This window comes from Rheinheimera sp. B2H12, assembly GCF_059620065.1.
This window is the reverse complement of the sequence record NZ_CM184363.1, coordinates 1,785,163-1,802,165: the sequence shown is the minus strand read 5'-3', so window position 1 is coordinate 1,802,165 and position 17,003 is coordinate 1,785,163. Positions and strand designations below refer to the sequence as shown.

The following is a 17,003-nucleotide window of genomic DNA, read 5'->3' as shown; positions in this document are numbered from 1 at the left end:
GCGAATGCGATTTTCATCCCAAGATCAAGCAAATTTAATGCCAGCAGCACAGAGCTCATGACGATCAACCGGCAAATCTGTATAATGAGCGGCTTTTTCCAGCCCAGAACTGCGCTGCATGACCAGATTCCTGGTGGCAAGCCACCTCAGTTTTGCGCCTCAGTCGTAAGGAACTTTGCAATGAATACGCATTACGCCGGTATAGATTTTGGTACTTCAAACTGCACCGCTGGTTGGTTAACCGGCCTGGAACCGGTGTTGGTCCCGCTCGATGGCGACAGTCATTATTTAAGTTCAGCTTTATATATCGAACGCAATAAAAGCGATGACAAAGACGAAGACGAACCTTATCTGAATGAAAGTCTCGGTTTGTTGCTGGCACGCGGCGCCAGGGTGTATTTAGGCCAACAGGCACACCGCCAATACAGCGAAAACCCGCTGGCCGGTGTCTTTATCCGTTCACCAAAATCGATGCTGGGCTCCAGACTGACGCCAGCACAAAGCCAGATTTATCGCCAGATCTGTACTTTACTGCTTGGCGATATTCAGCAAAAAGCTCGCCAGCACCGACCCGAGCTACACTATGCGGTGTTGGGCAGGCCGGTGCATTTTCAGGGCATCGACGGCGCCGCCGGCGACGAGCGCGCTGAAGCTATCCTGCGTCAGGCGGCCAGCGAGGTTGGCTTTAAGGAAATTCAGTTTGCCTACGAACCAGTGGCAGCAGCGATGGAGTTTGAACGCAGTCTGAGCCAGGAACAGCTGGTGCTGGTGGTGGATATCGGCGGTGGCACCAGCGATATCAGTTTGATCCGGCTGGGGCCGTCCCGGATGCAGCAACTGGATCGCAGTGCCGATTTACTCGGTCACGCTGGCCGGCGTATCGGCGGGGTTGATATGGATATTAAACTGGCCATTTATGGCCTGATGCCATTGCTGGGACGCGGCAGTCAGGCCAGCAATGGCCGGCCATTGCCCAACGCCTTATTCAGTGATGCGGTCAATATTATTGATATCCAGGCGCAGGAAAACTTCTACCGGCCGCAAACTGCCAGCGATATCAGCAGCTTGATCAAACAGGCGGCTGATCCAGCCGCCGTCAGCCGTTTACAGCAACTGTACCAGCAACATCTGAGTTATTACCTGGTGCAAGGCGCGGAACAAGCCAAAATCGCGCTGGCTGAGCAACTGCAGACCACTGTCTCATTGCAGAGACTGGAAACTGATTTGCAGCAGACGCTTAGTCTGGAACAACTGGATCAGGCGATTTATATCGAGCTGAACGGCATCCGCAAACTGATTGAACATAGTCTGGCCGGTGCCGGCAGCAAACCGGACTGTATTTTCCTGACCGGCGGTGCTTCGGCCGCCAAAGGCGTGGTTGCCGTGCTGCAAAGCTTGCTGCCGGATGTGCCGCTGATCCGCGGTGACAGGTTTGGTTCGGTCGGCAAAGGTTTGTGCAGCATTGCCGCACGGGTTTACGGCTAAGCAACAGCGCGCTCTGCTTTGCGGTAAAAAGCAGCAAGCAGGCGGCATGGCAGCTGATTTTTACAGCAAAAGCAGTGCTTTTATGGCCAGATCCGCTGTGCGGAGCCGGTAATGATGGCAGTTGCCGCCGATACCGGTTAGAATGCGCGACTTTTTTGTACAGCCCCCCAATTCCGGCGTGCTGACAATCTGTGGGGTTTTACATGTCATTTTCGTTATTAGGGTTACAACCAGCCATTCAAAAAGCAGTCGAACAGGCGGGTTACACCCAACCGACCCCTATCCAGCAACAGGCCATTCCAGCCGTGCTGGCGGGTCGGGATTTACTGGCAGCGGCTCAGACCGGTACCGGTAAAACTGCAGGTTTTGTGTTACCTATTTTGCAAAAGCTCAGTCAGGTAAAAAGCCGTCATCCAAGACCGACCCGCGCTTTGATCCTGACGCCAACCCGCGAGCTGGCGGCGCAAATCAGTGAACAAGTCAGTAAATACAGCCTGTTTCTAGAACCTAAGCTGAAACATCTGGTGGTGTTTGGTGGCGTCAATATCAATCCGCAAATGATGGCGCTGCGTGGTGGTGTCGATATTCTGGTGGCGACACCGGGCCGTTTATTGGATCTGATTGGCCAGAATGCGGTCAAAATCAATGAAGTGGAAATTCTGGTACTGGACGAAGCCGACCGGATGCTGGATATGGGCTTTATCCGCGATATTCAGAAGATTTTAAATCTGCTGCCAAAAATCCGACAAAATCTGCTGTTCTCCGCCACTTTTGACAATGAAATCAAAAGCCTGACCAATAAATTATTAAAAGATCCGCTGATGATTAACGTCACACCGGAAAATACCACCGCCGAAAAAATCGAGCAGAAGGTCTATCACGTCAACAAAGGTCAAAAAACTGGCGCCTTGATTTCGCTGATTGAACAAAACAACTGGCAACAGGTGTTGGTCTTTATGGCGACTAAACATGAAGCCAACCGGCTGACTGAAAAGCTGGAATCCGCCGGTATTACTGCCGCCGCCATTCACGGTAATAAAAGCCAGAATGCCCGCACTGCGGCACTGGCTGGTTTTAAAAATAATACGGTACGGGTACTGGTCGCCTCAGACGTGGCCGCCCGTGGTATTGATATCGCCGAGCTGCCATTTGTGGTGAATTTTGCGCTGCCACGTTCAGCAGCAGATTATGTACACCGCATTGGCCGTACTGGCCGCGCCGGTAAAGCTGGCTTGGCTGTGTCACTGGTCTGCCCGGATGAAATGTCGCAGTTAAAACAAGTGGAAAAGCTGATTGGGATGAAAATTCCGGTGGCTGAACTGACAGGTGTGGCAGCCAGCAATCACCATGATCATGACTTAACCGTACGGCCACCACGTCCGCCGCGACCACAAGCGAAAAAACCAGCTGGTCAAAGTACCGGGGCTGCCAATGGTGCCAAAGCGCCTGGCCAACAGCCACGGCGGGCGCCATCTGCGCATCGCGGTCAGGGCGCAGCCAAACCACAAGGTGCCAATGGTCAGCAGCCAACCGGTCAATCACGGCCAGCCCCACGCCGCTCATCCGAGCAGCGCAGCGGCAACAATAGCTAAGGTGCGTCAGCTATATGCCTGATCAGCGTTCAAAGCAGACTGACAGCGCGAACGTGCTTGCCGGTCTGCGGCTGAATCAGGCGCTGGCTTATAGTGGCTTGTGCTCCCGTAAAGCCGCAGCCCGGCTGATTGCTGCCGGGCAAGTGCTGGTTAATCAGCAACTGCAACCCCATCATCATATTGTCAAAACCACAGATCTGATTGAAGTCAATGGGCACCCCTTAGCGCCGCCACCCGAGCGGCACTATTGGTTGTACCACAAACCCGTTGGCATCGACTGTAACGTCAACCCTAACAATCCGGCCAGCATAGCGCAGCTGTTACAACAACTGCCGGTGCGGTTATTTGCCCTAGGAAGACTGGATAAAGACAGTTCAGGTTTATTGCTGCTCAGTAACGATGGCGCCTTGTCACAACAGTTAATGCATGCCGGGGCCGGTCAGCATAAACATTATCTGGTCGGGCTGGATAAAGTTGCGCAGCCAGCGCAACTCGAACAACTGCGTGCTGGCGTGCAATGGCAGCTTGGACCTCATAAGTACAGCTCACAACCCTGTCAGGTGCAGCCACAAAGCGGGCAACAACTGCTGATCACACTGACTGAAGGACAAAACCGGCAAATTCGTTATATGTGCCGCGCTGTCGGTTTAATGGTCACAGCACTGCACAGGATTGGCATCAACCAACTGCAACTGACCGCCGCAGATCCGGTCGGCCACTGCCGGCCTCTGACTTTGGCGGAATTGGCGCTGTTAAAACAAAGCTGAGCACTGGCAGCTCGGCTGTGATCACTCATGGTCGGTCGGCGCGACCACAAAGGCTTTAAGCTGTAAGCTCAAGCCTAAAGTCAGGGCATACACCAGCAAAGAAGCCAGCACCACGCCATGCCAGCCCGCCGCTTGCCAGAATGGATGAAAATACAAACTACCGGTACTGGCACCCAGATAATAAAACACCAGATATAAAGCACCGGCGCTGGCTTTGGCTCGGACGGCATGCTGGTTCACCCAGCCGGTCGCCAGGCTGTGGGTTAAGAAAAAACCAAAAGCACTGACAAAAAAGCCCAGTACTATGCTCCAAATTGCCGGGATCAGCGTCAATACAGTACCCAGCATCATCACCAAAACCCCCAAGGCCATCCCGTTGGCAGCATTGATTTTTTTACTGATGCGGCCAGAAATTGCTGAGCCCAGCGTGCCGGTCAGATAAGTTAAAAACAATAAGCCGATCCAGCCTGATGACAATGAATAAGGTGCATCAGACAGTAAAAAGCTGATGTAAGTATACTGATTTAAATAAATAAAAAAGTTAAAACCACCAATCAGATAGGTCAGCAGTAACACTTTTTGCCGCAAGTGGAAGCCGTTATCCGCCAGCGCCTGCCGCCAAGATAAAGCTTTGGCGGTAAAATGCGTTGATGCGGGTAAATAGCGCCAGAACGCCCACACCAGCAGCATACTGAGCGCCGTCAGCGGCCAGAACGCCCATTGCCAGTGCCCAAGCTCAGCACAAAAGCCAGCCAGCAAACGACCGGAAATGCCACCCAGTGAACTGGCGCTGATATAAAAACCAACCGCTGACAACAAAGCCGGTTTACTCAGCTCTTCGCCCATATAGGCAATGGCAATGGCTGGCAAACCACCAAGACAGAGCCCTTGCAACGCGCGCCAGAATAATAGTTCCGGATAGCTGGTCACCTGGGTAATGGCTAGCGTGGCCACACACATGCCGACTAAGGTCCAGCCCAGCAAAGTGCGCCGTCCCAGCGCATCAGAAATAGCGCCATAAAACAACAGACTCAGACCAAGGGCCAAGGTCCCTATGGCATAACTCCAGCTGGTTTGCAGTGCCGTCAGGCCAAAACTGCGGCTTAATTCCGGTAACAGCGGTTGCATCGCATGCAAATTGGCAAAGACCACCACCGCAGCCAGACTTAAAATCCAGCAGATGCGGCGATAACCACGACTTTGTTTATCCAGCAAGGGCGACAACACCTTGGCTGTTTCGGTTTGCGTCAACTTCAATACCCACCTGACAAAAGTGGCGTTATTCTAGCGCTAAGCTTGAGCTGATACAGCCAAGCACAAAGTTTTTTTCCGCAGCCCTGTGCTGGCTATCGGCAATGACCAACAGCGGTGTATGATAGTGACATGATGTTTAGCCGTTGTAAGGAAGGCTTTTAAATGCGGATCTCTCTGTTAAGTCTGGCTATTGCCAGCAGTTTAACCCTCAGTCAATGTACGGAAGCACCAGGCCCGGCGACTGCGCCTGACCATGCAACTGCAGTGCCGGCAGCAGTTGCCGATGCGGCCACCCTGCCAGCCTTGTTTGAACAGGCCACCCAGACGTTATTTCAAGCCAGACCCCTCAGTGCTTCGGCTTATAATTTATCTGAGCAACAAGTCGGCAAAGCCTATGCTGCCTCGATGGAGTTTTATGACAGCAATACCGAAGGTGAACTGCGGTTAACGCTGAAAAATATCGCGGCCAGGCTGACGGCATTGCCAGTCCCGGCGGAGATGGCAGCCGCAGATAATCAGGCCGTGATGGCCAATATCATCAGCTATTACGCTGGTGCGGCAACCTTCCCGCAAGGTTATATTGATGTCTGGATGGGACATTCGCCTTTTATTATTAACCAAATCAATGGCCCGACTATTGATATGCCGGGAGCGCTAGTTAACTCCCATCCAATCAATACCCTGCAGGATGCAGAACATTATTTAAGCCGGTTACAACAATTTGGCCCGGCCCTTAAAAGTGTGCAGGATAAATTTAACACTGACGTCAAAGCTGGTTGGATCCCGCCCAGAGTGCTGCTGGATAAAGCCCGGCCGATTTTACAAAACTACGGCAACAGTACTGCAACTGAACATGCCTTGTACAAAGATTTTGCCGCTAAGCTGGCAAAAAACACCGCCTTGAGCGCTGAGCAAACAGCCCCGCTACTGAGTAAAGCCAGCGAACTGATCAGCACTGTGGTCGCCCCAGGTTATCAGCAATTGTTGCAAACTGTGGCCGCGACTTTACCCCATAGCCGGACTGAAGCCGGCATCTGGGCTCAGCCCAATGGCAGTGAGTTTTATGCTTATTCAGTCCGGCAATTGGGCGATACCCAGTTAAGTCCGGAGCAAATCCACCAGATCGGTCTGGATGAAGTCAGCCGTATCAGCCAGGAGATGGACAGCATTCTCAAAGCCAACGGTTACAGTGAAGGGTCAGTCGGCGATCGGATGACAGCACTCGCCGCTGAACCCCGCTTTTTATATGCCGATTCAGATGCTGGCCGCGCTGAATTACTGGCTGATTTGAACAAGTATATTGCCGAAATGGACTTGCGGATGCCGGAGCAATTTGCCACCAAACCACCTTATCCGGTGGAAGTGCGCCGTATTCCAGTCGAGGTACAAGACAGCGCCGCTGGCGGCCAATACACCAGTCCGGCCATTGACGGCAGCAAACCCGGCATTTACTGGATCAATCTGGCCGATATCACAGCCAATCCTAAATTTGATTTAAAAACACTCACCTACCATGAAGCCAACCCAGGCCATCACTGGCAGATCGCACTGAATCTGGCGCAGGAACAACTGCCGCTGTTGCGCCGGATCGCGCCTTATAATGCCTATGCCGAAGGCTGGGGTTTATACTCTGAACTGGTGGCTTATGAGATGGGCATGTACAAAAACGATCCATTTGGCAATCTGGGCCGGTTAAAAGCTGAGTTATTCCGCTCAGTCCGGCTGGTGGTGGATACCGGGATGCACGCGAAAAAGTGGACACGTGAGCAGGCGGTGCAATATATGGCGCAAACCACAGGCGCAGCCTCTTCTGATGTGATTGCCGAAATCGAACGTTATATGGCCTGGCCTGGTCAGGCGCTCGGCTATAAACTGGGTATGTTGAAAATTGTTGAGCTCAGACAACAGGCCAAAACAGCGCTTGGCGATAACTTTGATATCAAAGCTTTCCATGATCTGGTCCTGCTGACCGGCGCGGTACCAATGGCAGTGCTGGAGCAAAAAGTTCAGCTTTGGATCAAGGCTGAACAACAGAAAAACAGTCAATAAACCCCAATCGCCGCCGGTCCGGCTAAAGGCCGGCGGCTGATGCCCCCCCTAAAGGACAGATGATGACACCTCAAAGCAATCAGGCCGAATGGCTCTGTTTACAACAAAGTTATGATCAGATGGAAAAACAGGCACTGTGGCTGCGGGTCGTCGCCATCACGCTGTGGTTATGGTTGTTGCAAACTGAAAGCAGTTTGTTGTTGCAACTGGCACTGCTGGGGTTGTTCTGGTTGCAGGAAGCGCTCTGGAAGACGCAGCAAAGTCGCACTGCCAGCCGGTTACTGGCGCTGGAGCAGGCCAGTCAGCAGCAGCAGGACATCGGCTGTCAGTGGCATAGTCAGTGGCAAGCAGAGCGTGGTGGCTTCATCCGGTTGGCATGTTCGTATCTGCAACAGGCGCTAAAACCAACAGTGGCGCTCACTTATCTGATTTTACTGGCCGGTTGCCTGCTGAGACACTGGTTTTAACGATCAACTGAGCTAAAGCGCACTCGCTCGGGCTTATTGCGGCTGAGAAAAGACAAACAACAACGTACTTGCTGTTGTCTGTTAAAATATCAGCGCGATACGCCAATATTTGACTGCGCAGATACAACAAATCTCATGATGCGATCATCAGCAGGGTCTGCGGCAAAGATGTCGCAGACCGTGATACATCAGCACAAGAGTCAGCTCTGCCATTTAAATGATTGTATGGAACAATGGCTCAGGCTGCTGCAGCATTTATCGTAATGACCACTTTTGGATCTGTAGTCCTTTACTTTTTGACGAGGTTATCGCAGAGCCATCGGCAAGGTTCACAGCCAATACCACCCCATCACTGCTAATTTTTTGCACAGACTTGCCATCCTGTAATGGGATCAAGAAGATTTGTCCTGCAGGTGGAAATTTGATCTTTGACGCGCCATCACTGATATAGTCACCCGCATTGCGGATGATAACAGTCCCATCCTGAATATCGACAATGGCCCCTGTCGTCACCAGCTGTTGCAAGCTATAAGCTGGGTACAGTTTGCGAAAAGCCTCATTCGCTTCATCAGAACAAAACACCATTTGCCCCGTGGCATCCACCACCATAAAACGGCCGGAATTTTCCCGTCCGAGCAGATAAGCAGGATCAGAGCTTCGTTCAAGGGCATCGAAACTAAAATCAACAGTATTGTCAGGTAATAACATTTTTGTTTCAGTCCCTGACATCACCCGTAATCTACGATCGACATTGATAAATACCAAACCATTCTTCAGCGGAAAAGCTTCGTAAATGGGTTTCTTTTCAAAGCTATAGATAGTTTCTGTGGCGACACCATCAGCCGAATAGACGGCTAATTCACTGACAGAACTTTGATCTGCGGAAGCTGGCGACAAGATGATTTTATCCAGCTCAGGGGAAATAGAAACCATGCTGTATAAAGTTGAATGCGGGATCACTGCTGTTTTTAGCAGGCGACCGGTAAAATCGATTATTTTTAACATCGTATCCCCATCATTGGCGGGCTGTAATTCTTCAATGGCAAAGGCTTGCGCACCAGGAATGGGATGAATGTTTTTCACATCAGAAAATCGCGCGACCAGCTTATCCCCCTGCATCAAGACGGCTTCATGCCTAGCGGCTGCACTGGATTTTTTGTCCAGCGAGGCGAATACCATCAAGTCCCCCGCTAACGCAAAGGCATGGTCAATATCCCAGCCAAGATGCAAAGTTCCGCTGACGATGCCTTGCGCATCATACCAGGAAATGTTTTGCTTCGATGTAGGCTCCACCACAGCATACTTGCCCTGCTGCAGGGGAAAAGCATAACTGCTGTCAGCAGTCAGATCCAAACGCTGGGCTGCCACCTGGCATGACAAGACTAAAAACATCGGCAATAAAAATTTATTGGGAAAACTCATTATAAAATCCTTTTCGTTAACAAGATGATTTAGCCCCATTTGTACCGCCAAAGTGTTGCGCTGGCTTTATCGCAACTGTTGGTCCTCTATTTGCTTATCGATTTGCATATATATCGCCTTGGTGTTTCCACTTTGTTTTTTGCAATAGGAAGGCAGCCATGACAGCCAAACAACGGCCAGCCCGAAAAAACATTGTTCATACACTTAATTCACATTAACAATCAAGATGCACATTAATGTAAAAATAAACAGCAGGCAATAATTTGAGCCATTGTTTTGACAGAACGGATGTTAACTGTATTGACTGGCTGGCAAAGACTGGAAAAGATAAACGCAAAATAAGCATCAGCCGCTTTAAGCGTTTTGGGTTTATCAGGGTTTATCTTTGGCGGGTTACTTTAGCTCAGCTAAAAAACAGCAAGCTTTTTGCGCTGCTCCATCATCAATACTGAGCGCTGCAGCAGCGACTGCCGGTAGCCACCGGTCATCGCTGCTACAGCGGTTTACCGCAACGAACGATTAAAAACCGTACACCAGGGTGGCGGCAGTTTCAGTATCGGTTTTTTTGCGGAATTCACCCGGGCTGGAGTCGTATTTCACCACAAAGCTTAATCGCATGGATAACTGACCATTGACTTGCGAGGTCAGGGCACTGCGGCTTTGCCAGCTCGAGTTTTTACCATCCAGCGACACCGACCATTCCAGTGCTTGACGGAAACTATTGTTTTCGTTCAGTTGATAATCCAGGTTGGTCGCAACAAACCAAATCAGACCTGTACTGCGCTGACCATCTGAAGTTTCCTGATGGGCAAAACCCGGACCGGTTTCAAAATCCCAATAACTTTCCGCTTCTTCGTACAAGCGTTTGGCATAACCACCGGCAATAGAAGCCTGCTCATGGAAGGCGCCAAAACGGTCATTCAGGTAAGCGGCCCGGCCAAAGATACTGTGCTCACTGCGATAGAATTTATAGTTGGTCTGACCCACCAGATTCAGCCGCTGCGCTGTGGTGTATCGTTCCCGCTCATTGGTCACATCATCGACTTTGCTGTTGCGCTGCAATAAGGTCTGGATCAGGTATTTATTGCGGAAATCCTGCATTTCATGCAGTAATTCAGTGTTGATCCGCACTGCAGTGGATTCAGTGTTACCGCTGCTCAGCACCACGCCTACTTCAACATCACCAGCCCAAGGCACAAACTCATCGGCTTCTTCACTAGCACCAACGGCAGCTTCAGTGTCGCGAATTTGTCGAAAAGCCTGGCCAGGTTTAATCCGGTCGCTGGCCGATTTTTCCGCAGGTAATTTCGACTGATTGTAAGGCACCGCCACCACATTATTGCCAACGAGCAACGTTGTTGCGGCCACACTCTGACTGCACCACAACGGCGCTGCCAGCAGCATCGCCACTGCGACACTGCGGATATTTGCTTGCATTTTTTCACTACTTAACTGCTTCACCACACAACCTCATTCAAATAAATCACCACCGGTGTTGCCATCACAACACCGGCATTCGCTAACATTTCACCTGTTCGGTGCTCTAAGCCGCATCACCACGCTGACGGATATAGGCCAGCGCCAGTTCAATCCGCGCTAAACAACGTGTTTTGCCAATCAGCGCCAAGGTCTGATCCAGCGACGGCGAATTGCCACCGCCAGTGACCGCGACCCGCAGTGGCATCCCAACTTTCCCCATGCCAAGCCCCAGACTTTCGGCCGCGCTATTGATAGCCTGATGGACAGCTTCTGCCGTCCAGTCGGTCAGCCCAGCCAACTGCTGTTGCACCGCTTGCAGTGGCTCTGCCGCCACTGGCCGCAAATGCTTTTTCGCCGCGTTTTCTTCAAACTCGCTGAAGTCTTCATAAAAATAACGGCTGATTTCCACCATTTCTTTTAAGGTTTTTACCCGCTCACCTTGCACGGCAATCAAAGCTTCCAGGGCTGGTCCCTGGCTGACATCCAGTTGCTGCGCTGCTACATGCCAGGCCAGATGCTTGGCGACATAGGCTGGATCTGAATTACGGATATACTGCTGATTTAACCACTGCAGTTTTTCAGTGTTAAAGGCCGAAGGCGCCCGGTTACAGTCTGATAAATCAAACAGTTCAATTAACTGTTCACGGCTGAAAATTTCCTGATCGCCATGTGACCAGCCCAGACGCACCAGATAATTCAGCAGTGCATCCGGCAGATAACCATCATCGCGATATTGCATCACGCCAACAGCACCATGACGTTTGGATAAACGTTTGCCGTCATCGCCCAAAATCATTGGGACGTGGGCATATTTTGGAATGTCAGCGCCCAAAGCCGCCAGAATATTCATCTGCCGCGGGGTGTTATTCACATGATCATCACCACGAATGACGTGGGTCACGCCCATTTTCCAGTCGTCGACCACCACTGTCAGGTTATAAGTTGGGGTGCCATCACTGCGGGCGATAATTAAATCATCTAATTCGGCATTGGCGACTTCAATCCGGCCTTTGATTAAATCATCAATCACCACCACACCTTGCTGTGGGTTTTTAAAGCGGATGACAAAAGGTTTATCAGTTGGGTGATCAGTCCGGTCACGCCACATGCCGTTATATTTTGGCTTTTCGCCTGCCGCCATTTGCGCTTCACGCATAGCATCGACTTCTTCAATAGTGCAGAAACACTTATAGGCTTTACCTTCGGCCAGTAACTGTGCCACCACTTCTTTGTAGAGGTCAAAACGTTTGGTCTGATAAAATGGCCCTTGGTCCCAATCCAGTCCCAACCAGTTCATACCATCTAAAATGGCATCGACCGATTCCTGGGAGGAACGTTCTAAATCCGTATCTTCAATCCGCAGGATAAAGGTACCACCGAATTTTTTGGCATATAACCAGCTGTATAAAGCCGTACGGGCACCACCAACATGTAAATAGCCAGTCGGGCTTGGCGCAAAACGTGAAATAATCGACATAAGGATTCCTGTCAGTCAGGTCAGAGAATGGCGCTATTGTACCAACCCTGCCCGGCTCTTGCACTGCTGTTCGGCTGCAGAATGCTGTCAAATATCAGTGAACTGCAAAATATGACTACTTTTACAGCAGACAGCAGCAAAATGAAAAAATATCATTGACACTGCTTCGCCGCCCCCTATAATGACGGCCGAACGTTGCAGCGGATTGTTAGCTCAGCTGGGAGAGCATCGCCCTTACAAGGCGGGGGTCACTGGTTCGAACCCAGTACAATCCACCATGACGTTTGATATAAGTAAGTGTTTGTTTAATAAGATTTATCCAGCGGATTGTTAGCTCAGCTGGGAGAGCACCGCCCTTACAAGGCGGGGGTCACTGGTTCGAACCCAGTACAATCCACCAAATCTTTAGACAGCAACCCCAGGATTGTTAGCTCAGCTGGGAGAGCACCGCCCTTACAAGGCGGGGGTCACTGGTTCGAACCCAGTACAATCCACCAATTATTTAGACAGCACGCCCCAGGATTGTTAGCTCAGCTGGGAGAGCACCGCCCTTACAAGGCGGGGGTCACTGGTTCGAACCCAGTACAATCCACCAAATTCTTCTCTGCATTTGTTCACACCTTCAAATCTGATTTTATATTTTATTGTTTGCCTTTTGTCTGTTGATGACCACAACTGATGACAGCTTTTGATTGCCGAACTAAGTGATACTGCTATAGTAGCCCTATTCAGTTTCCGACTGCGTTGTGAGCATGGTTCAGACATTAAGCCGTGAAATCAGGATATTAATCATTGATGAACAGGCGCTGGCACAAAATTATCTGCGGTTTGCCTTAGAAAAACTGGGTTATGGCAAAATTCTATTTACCGATCGCGCCCAGACCGCTTTGCAGTGGTGTAAAGATCAGGAATTTGATCTGATCATCTGCTCTTTTAACCTGCAACAGGGCAAAGATGGTTTTCAGCTGTATGAAGAGCTGAAAGTTCGCCGCATTCAACGCTTAAAAACCGGCTTTATTTTTATCAGTGCCGAAACCGACCCTTCACTGGTGTATAGCGTGCTGGAATTACAGCCGGATGAATTTCTGGCCAAACCTTATACCATGCGCGATTTACAAAACCGGATCGAACGGGTGCTCAGGCGTAAACAGCAACTGGCGCCGGTGTATCACTGGATAGAACAAAGCCGGCCGGATCGGGCACTGGAATTGTTGGACCAGATGCTGACCAACGGCGAACATTTGAAACTTATTCCGCTGCTGTTAAAAATGAAAGGCGAATTATTGCTGTCACAGCAAAAATTCAGTCAGGCGCAGGCCTTTTTCAGTTCAGTGTTGCATTTACAACCACTGAGCTGGGCGCGGATTGGGCTGATTAAAGCCTTGCAGGCACAAGGCGATCACGCAGGCGCCAGCGCACAAATCCAACAACTGAGCCCCAAAGGCGAAAGCCGGCTCTTTATGCTGGAACAATTGGCGGAACTGGAATTTCAACGACAGGATTTCCCGCAAGCGCAATTGCTGCTGGAGCAAGCGACCCAACTGGCACCCCGCAATTTAATCCGCCAACAAAAGCTGCTGCAATTGTCACGGCTGAACCATGATTACGAGCGGCAATATAAAGCGGCCCGCGATATGGTCAAGTTTGCCCGCCATTCGATGTATGAACAACCTGATTTGTATCTGAATCTGGCGCGCGCTTGTATCGATTTTGCTGTCAGTGTCGATGAAGACGGTGAAACCAATAAATTGAGCCGCCAGGCCACTGATTGTTTACAAAGTATGCGCCATCACTTCCCGGAAGCCGAGCTGGATCAGCAACAGATGGTGTTGCAAGCCCGCTTGTTGTATTTGCGCGACCAAAAAGATAAAGCGAAAAAAATGTTGGCGGCCTTACCTGCACAAGAGTTGACGCTGGATACTATCGAAGATGCGTTAGATACCGCCAAGGCTTTACATGAGGTCGGTTTACTGCAGGCATCCGGCGACTGGTTTGCCCGCATCAGCAGTTTTTGTCAGCAACATCAGACCGATCCTTATCTGCAAAGTTATCTGCGGCAGGAACAACAGGAAAGAGCTGAATTACCGACGGTGCCACGCGAACTGAACAATATCGCCGTTATGCATTTTGATCATGGCAATTGGCAAGCTGCACTGGCCGCATTCCGCCATGCTTTTCGGTTATTGCCGAAAAATGCCGGTATCGCGCTGAACTTACTGCAATGTTTATTGCTGATGCCAAGCCAGCAACAACCGGCTGATGTTGGGCCTGAGCTGATCGCAAAATGTCTGCGCAGTATTGAACAAGGCAAACTGTTACCGGAGCAACAGCGCCGGTTTGAGCAGTTGAAAATTAAATATCAGCCGAAGTTGGCGCTGAACTGACTTTATCTGCCGGCCACTCGGCAAAAATATGTGGTAATAAAGCATTGCGCCACAACCACCAGAGTGCCAGCAATAGCAGCACAGGCGCCAGCAATAACCAAGGCGCCTGCACTGTCACATAAGGCGGTAAATGCTGCACAGTCCAGTACAAGTCCAGGCTGCAAACGAGCAACAACAACCACCGACTGCGCCGCCAGATGCCAAACCAGAATTTCTTCGCCCGGCCGCGACGTTGTTTGGCATCAAATGGCACCCGCTGGGTTAAAGCGGCCAGCACCAACAACACCGGCAGACTTAACAGGCAAGCGCGGATAAAATCGCTGCTGTGCGGATAAATCAGGCTCAGCATTTGGCGTTGCTCAGCTGGCAATGTCAGCGTCAGCAGCCAGCACAGGTAGGGCCGCAGTAACAATAACAGCAGCAAATAAAACCGGTTCGGAATGCGATACAAACCGTCCAGATCCAATAAGGGTAGCTCAGCGACAGGACGGCCGGTCATCCTGCACACCCACTCCTTGTCTGACGACAACGCTTGCTCACAGGCCGTGCTCAGCAAATAAAGCCAGCATCTGTTGTTCAGTCCAGACTGCCACGCCAAGCTCGGCAGCTTTGGCCAGTTTAGAACCGGCATTATCACCGGCAATCACGGCATGGGTTTTGGCTGAAACTGAACCCGACACCTTAGCGCCCAACTGTTGCAGTTTATCTTTGGCTTCATCCCGCCCCATTGCGGTTAAAGTACCGGTTAACACCAGCGTCTGGCCAGCAAGCGGCTGCGCCGTCTCGGCTTTTTCCGCTAAATCAGGCCACTGCACACCGGCTTGTTGCAGTGCAGCGACCACTTGCTGGTTATGCGGTTCCTGAAAGAAATGCAATAACCGGCTGGCAACCACAGTACCAACATCAGCCACTTGCAGGAGTTGTTCGAGGGGTGCTTGTTGTAAAGCTGGCAGGTTACGAAAATGCGCTGCCAGATTCAGCGCAGTGGCTTCCCCCACGTCACGGATGCCCAGGGCATAAATAAAACGTGCCAAGGTGGTTTGTTTTGCCCGCTCAATGGCCTGCAGTAACTTCAGCGCAGATTTTTCCGCCATTCTTTCCAACCCGACCAGGGCTGGCATATCCAGGGCAAAAATATCAGCTGGGGTTTGCACCAGCTTTTCGTCCACCAACTGCTCAATCAGCTTGTCACCCAGGCCCTCGATATCTAATGCTTTACGGGCGACAAAGTGTTTCAGCGCTTCTTTACGTTGGGCAGCACAATACAAACCGGCAGTACAACGACTGACAGCTTCACCTTCCACCCGCTCTACTTCCGACTGACACACCGGGCAAAGCGTGGGAAATACAATAGCGCTGGTGTTGCCCGCTTCGCGCTCAGCCAGGACCACTGCAACGATTTGCGGGATGACGTCGCCTGCGCGTCGCACAATCACCGTATCGCCAATTTCGATGCCAAGCCGGTTTATTTCATCCTGATTATGCAAAGTGGCATTTGACACCGTCACGCCGCCGACCACCACAGGTTCTAGTCGGGCCACCGGCGTGATAGATCCCGTGCGCCCAACCTGAAAATCTACATCCAGCAAACGAGTGGTTTTTTCCTGTGCCGGGAATTTAAAGGCAATAGCCCAGCGCGGTGCCCGTGACACAAAGCCAAGTGCCAGCTGTTGTGGCAAGCTATCGACTTTCAGCACCACGCCATCGATTTCATAAGCCAGCATCGCGCGTCTGGCCAGAATCGCTTTATGGTACTGCAAGGCAGCACTGGCGCTGTCGCAACGCTGAATTTCCGGGCACACCGGCAAACCCCAGCTTTTTAATTGTTGTAAGCGGCCATAATGGCTCTGGCTGTCCAGCATCGCTGCCGGATCTTCCACGGCACCGACCGCATAAGCATAAAAACTCAGTTGCCGCTTGGCACAAATTTTCGGATCCAACTGGCGTAAACTGCCTGCCGCCGCATTGCGCGGATTGGCAAAGACCTTGTCACCACGGGCTTTCGCTTCAGTGTTCAGCGTTTCAAAATCAGCCAGCTTCAGAAATACTTCGCCCCGCACTTCCAGCACGGACGGAAACTCGCCTTGCAGCCGTAGTGGGATCGAACGAATGGTTTTTATATTGCTGGTGACATCTTCGCCGGTATAACCATCACCACGGGTCGCAGCCTGCACCAGTAAACCCGCTTCATAACGCAGGCTGACCGCCAGACCATCCAGTTTAGGCTCAGCGCAAAAACTAAAATCGCTTTGCTGATCCAGCCGGTCGGCCATCCGCTGGCAAAATGCCAGAAAATCGCTATCGGCAAAGGCATTATCCAGCGATAACATCGGCACCTGATGTTGTACCTGGCCAAATTTATCCAGCGGCGCCGCGCCTACGCGCTGCGTGGGTGAGTCTGGCGTAATAAGGTCTGGATATTGTTGTTCCAATTGCTGTAACTGGTGAAACAACGCATCATAATCAGCATCAGGAATAGTTGGGTTATCCAGCACATAATAGGCATGGTTATGCTGATTTAACTGCTGGCGCAGCTGATGGATTTGCTGTTGCTGATCTGACATTGGAAGATAAACCTGACTAAAAAAACTGGCTATAGGATGGGGTTTTGTCGGCAGGCTTGCAAG

12 protein-coding genes and 4 tRNA genes are annotated in these 17,003 nt (G+C 51.1%); 10 read left to right on the top strand and 6 right to left on the bottom strand.

The window, feature by feature from the left end; genetic code table 11:
* The first annotated feature begins 180 nt into the window (after nt 1–180).
* The 3 genes from yegD (at nt 181) to AC53GJ_RS07785 (ending at nt 3,844) form a co-directional block, all read left to right on the top strand.
* The gene (gene yegD / locus AC53GJ_RS07795; protein ID WP_496732052.1) at nt 181–1,485 is read left to right on the top strand and encodes a molecular chaperone; all 1,305 of its coding nucleotides are present in this window, start codon (nt 181–183) and stop codon (nt 1,483–1,485) included.
* A gap of 203 nt (nt 1,486–1,688) precedes the next feature.
* Nucleotides 1,689–3,077 carry a DEAD/DEAH box helicase gene (locus tag AC53GJ_RS07790; RefSeq protein ID WP_496732050.1) on the top strand — a complete coding sequence of 463 codons (1,389 nt, stop codon included), beginning with the start codon at nt 1,689–1,691 and terminating at the stop codon, nt 3,075–3,077.
* Nucleotides 3,078–3,091: 14 nt separating this feature from the next.
* Nucleotides 3,092–3,844, top strand: a complete 753-nt coding sequence (locus AC53GJ_RS07785) for a pseudouridine synthase (RefSeq protein ID WP_496732049.1) — start codon at nt 3,092–3,094, stop codon at nt 3,842–3,844.
* Between the two features lie 21 nt (nt 3,845–3,865).
* On the opposite strand, the gene AC53GJ_RS07780 is transcribed toward AC53GJ_RS07785, so the two are convergent.
* A complete protein-coding gene (locus AC53GJ_RS07780; protein ID WP_496732048.1) occupies nt 3,866–5,095 on the bottom strand; it encodes an MFS transporter in 1,230 nt (409 codons plus the stop codon).
* Between the two features lie 165 nt (nt 5,096–5,260).
* On the opposite strand from AC53GJ_RS07780, the gene AC53GJ_RS07775 reads away from it, so the two are divergent.
* Complete coding sequence (locus AC53GJ_RS07775; RefSeq protein ID WP_496732047.1) at nt 5,261–7,147, top strand: DUF885 domain-containing protein; 1,887 nt, start codon at nt 5,261–5,263, stop codon at nt 7,145–7,147.
* Between the two features lie 59 nt (nt 7,148–7,206).
* Complete coding sequence (locus AC53GJ_RS07770) at nt 7,207–7,614, top strand: hypothetical protein (protein WP_496732046.1); 408 nt, start codon at nt 7,207–7,209, stop codon at nt 7,612–7,614.
* Between the two features lie 255 nt (nt 7,615–7,869).
* Here AC53GJ_RS07770 and AC53GJ_RS07765 read toward each other — a convergent pair whose 3' ends face one another.
* The 3 genes from AC53GJ_RS07765 to gltX all read right to left on the bottom strand — a co-directional run bounded on the left by AC53GJ_RS07765 (nt 7,870) and on the right by gltX (nt 11,992).
* A complete protein-coding gene (locus AC53GJ_RS07765) occupies nt 7,870–9,087 on the bottom strand; it encodes a hypothetical protein (RefSeq protein ID WP_496732045.1) in 1,218 nt (405 codons plus the stop codon).
* Between the two features lie 468 nt (nt 9,088–9,555).
* Complete coding sequence (locus tag AC53GJ_RS07760; protein WP_496732044.1) at nt 9,556–10,497, bottom strand: DUF481 domain-containing protein; 942 nt, start codon at nt 10,495–10,497, stop codon at nt 9,556–9,558.
* Between the two features lie 82 nt (nt 10,498–10,579).
* Nucleotides 10,580–11,992: a glutamate--tRNA ligase gene (gene gltX / locus AC53GJ_RS07755; protein ID WP_496732043.1), complete on the bottom strand. Its 1,413-nt coding sequence runs from the start codon at nt 11,990–11,992 to the stop codon at nt 10,580–10,582.
* Between the two features lie 202 nt (nt 11,993–12,194).
* On the opposite strand from gltX, the gene AC53GJ_RS07750 reads away from it, so the two are divergent.
* The 5 genes from AC53GJ_RS07750 to AC53GJ_RS07730 all read left to right on the top strand — a co-directional run bounded on the left by AC53GJ_RS07750 (nt 12,195) and on the right by AC53GJ_RS07730 (nt 14,376).
* A tRNA-Val gene (locus tag AC53GJ_RS07750) sits at nt 12,195–12,270 on the top strand.
* 46 nt (nt 12,271–12,316) lie between these two features.
* Nucleotides 12,317–12,392, top strand: a tRNA-Val gene (locus AC53GJ_RS07745).
* Nucleotides 12,393–12,413: 21 nt separating this feature from the next.
* A tRNA-Val gene (locus tag AC53GJ_RS07740) sits at nt 12,414–12,489 on the top strand.
* A 22-nt stretch (nt 12,490–12,511) separates the two neighbouring features.
* Nucleotides 12,512–12,587, top strand: a tRNA-Val gene (locus AC53GJ_RS07735).
* A gap of 157 nt (nt 12,588–12,744) precedes the next feature.
* Entirely contained in the window at nt 12,745–14,376 is a 1,632-nt protein-coding gene (locus AC53GJ_RS07730) for a response regulator (protein ID WP_496732042.1), read from the top strand.
* On the opposite strand, the gene AC53GJ_RS07725 is transcribed toward AC53GJ_RS07730, so the two are convergent.
* Both AC53GJ_RS07725 and ligA read right to left on the bottom strand, forming a co-directional pair.
* The gene (locus tag AC53GJ_RS07725) at nt 14,345–14,875 is read right to left on the bottom strand and encodes a DUF2919 family protein (RefSeq protein WP_496732041.1); all 531 of its coding nucleotides are present in this window, start codon (nt 14,873–14,875) and stop codon (nt 14,345–14,347) included. The genes AC53GJ_RS07730 and AC53GJ_RS07725 overlap by 32 nt on opposite strands.
* A 37-nt stretch (nt 14,876–14,912) precedes the next feature.
* Complete coding sequence (ligA, locus tag AC53GJ_RS07720; protein WP_496732039.1) at nt 14,913–16,940, bottom strand: NAD-dependent DNA ligase LigA; 2,028 nt, start codon at nt 16,938–16,940, stop codon at nt 14,913–14,915.
* Nucleotides 16,941–17,003: the final 63 nt, after the last annotated feature.

Excerpts from the sequence above, each read along its gene's own strand:
- yegD (WP_496732052.1), top strand. The coding sequence starts at position 181 with ATGAATACGCATTACGCCGGTATAGATTTTGGTACTTCAAACTGCACC.
- AC53GJ_RS07790 (WP_496732050.1), top strand. The coding sequence starts at position 1,689 with ATGTCATTTTCGTTATTAGGGTTACAACCAGCCATTCAAAAAGCAGTC.
- AC53GJ_RS07785 (WP_496732049.1), top strand. The coding sequence starts at position 3,092 with ATGCCTGATCAGCGTTCAAAGCAGACTGACAGCGCGAACGTGCTTGCC.
- AC53GJ_RS07775 (WP_496732047.1), top strand. The coding sequence starts at position 5,261 with ATGCGGATCTCTCTGTTAAGTCTGGCTATTGCCAGCAGTTTAACCCTC.
- AC53GJ_RS07770 (WP_496732046.1), top strand. The coding sequence starts at position 7,207 with ATGATGACACCTCAAAGCAATCAGGCCGAATGGCTCTGTTTACAACAA.
- gltX (WP_496732043.1), bottom strand. The coding sequence starts at position 11,992 with ATGTCGATTATTTCACGTTTTGCGCCAAGCCCGACTGGCTATTTACAT.
- AC53GJ_RS07730 (WP_496732042.1), top strand. The coding sequence starts at position 12,745 with ATGGTTCAGACATTAAGCCGTGAAATCAGGATATTAATCATTGATGAA.
- AC53GJ_RS07725 (WP_496732041.1), bottom strand. The coding sequence starts at position 14,875 with ATGACCGGCCGTCCTGTCGCTGAGCTACCCTTATTGGATCTGGACGGT.
- ligA (WP_496732039.1), bottom strand. The coding sequence starts at position 16,940 with ATGTCAGATCAGCAACAGCAAATCCATCAGCTGCGCCAGCAGTTAAAT.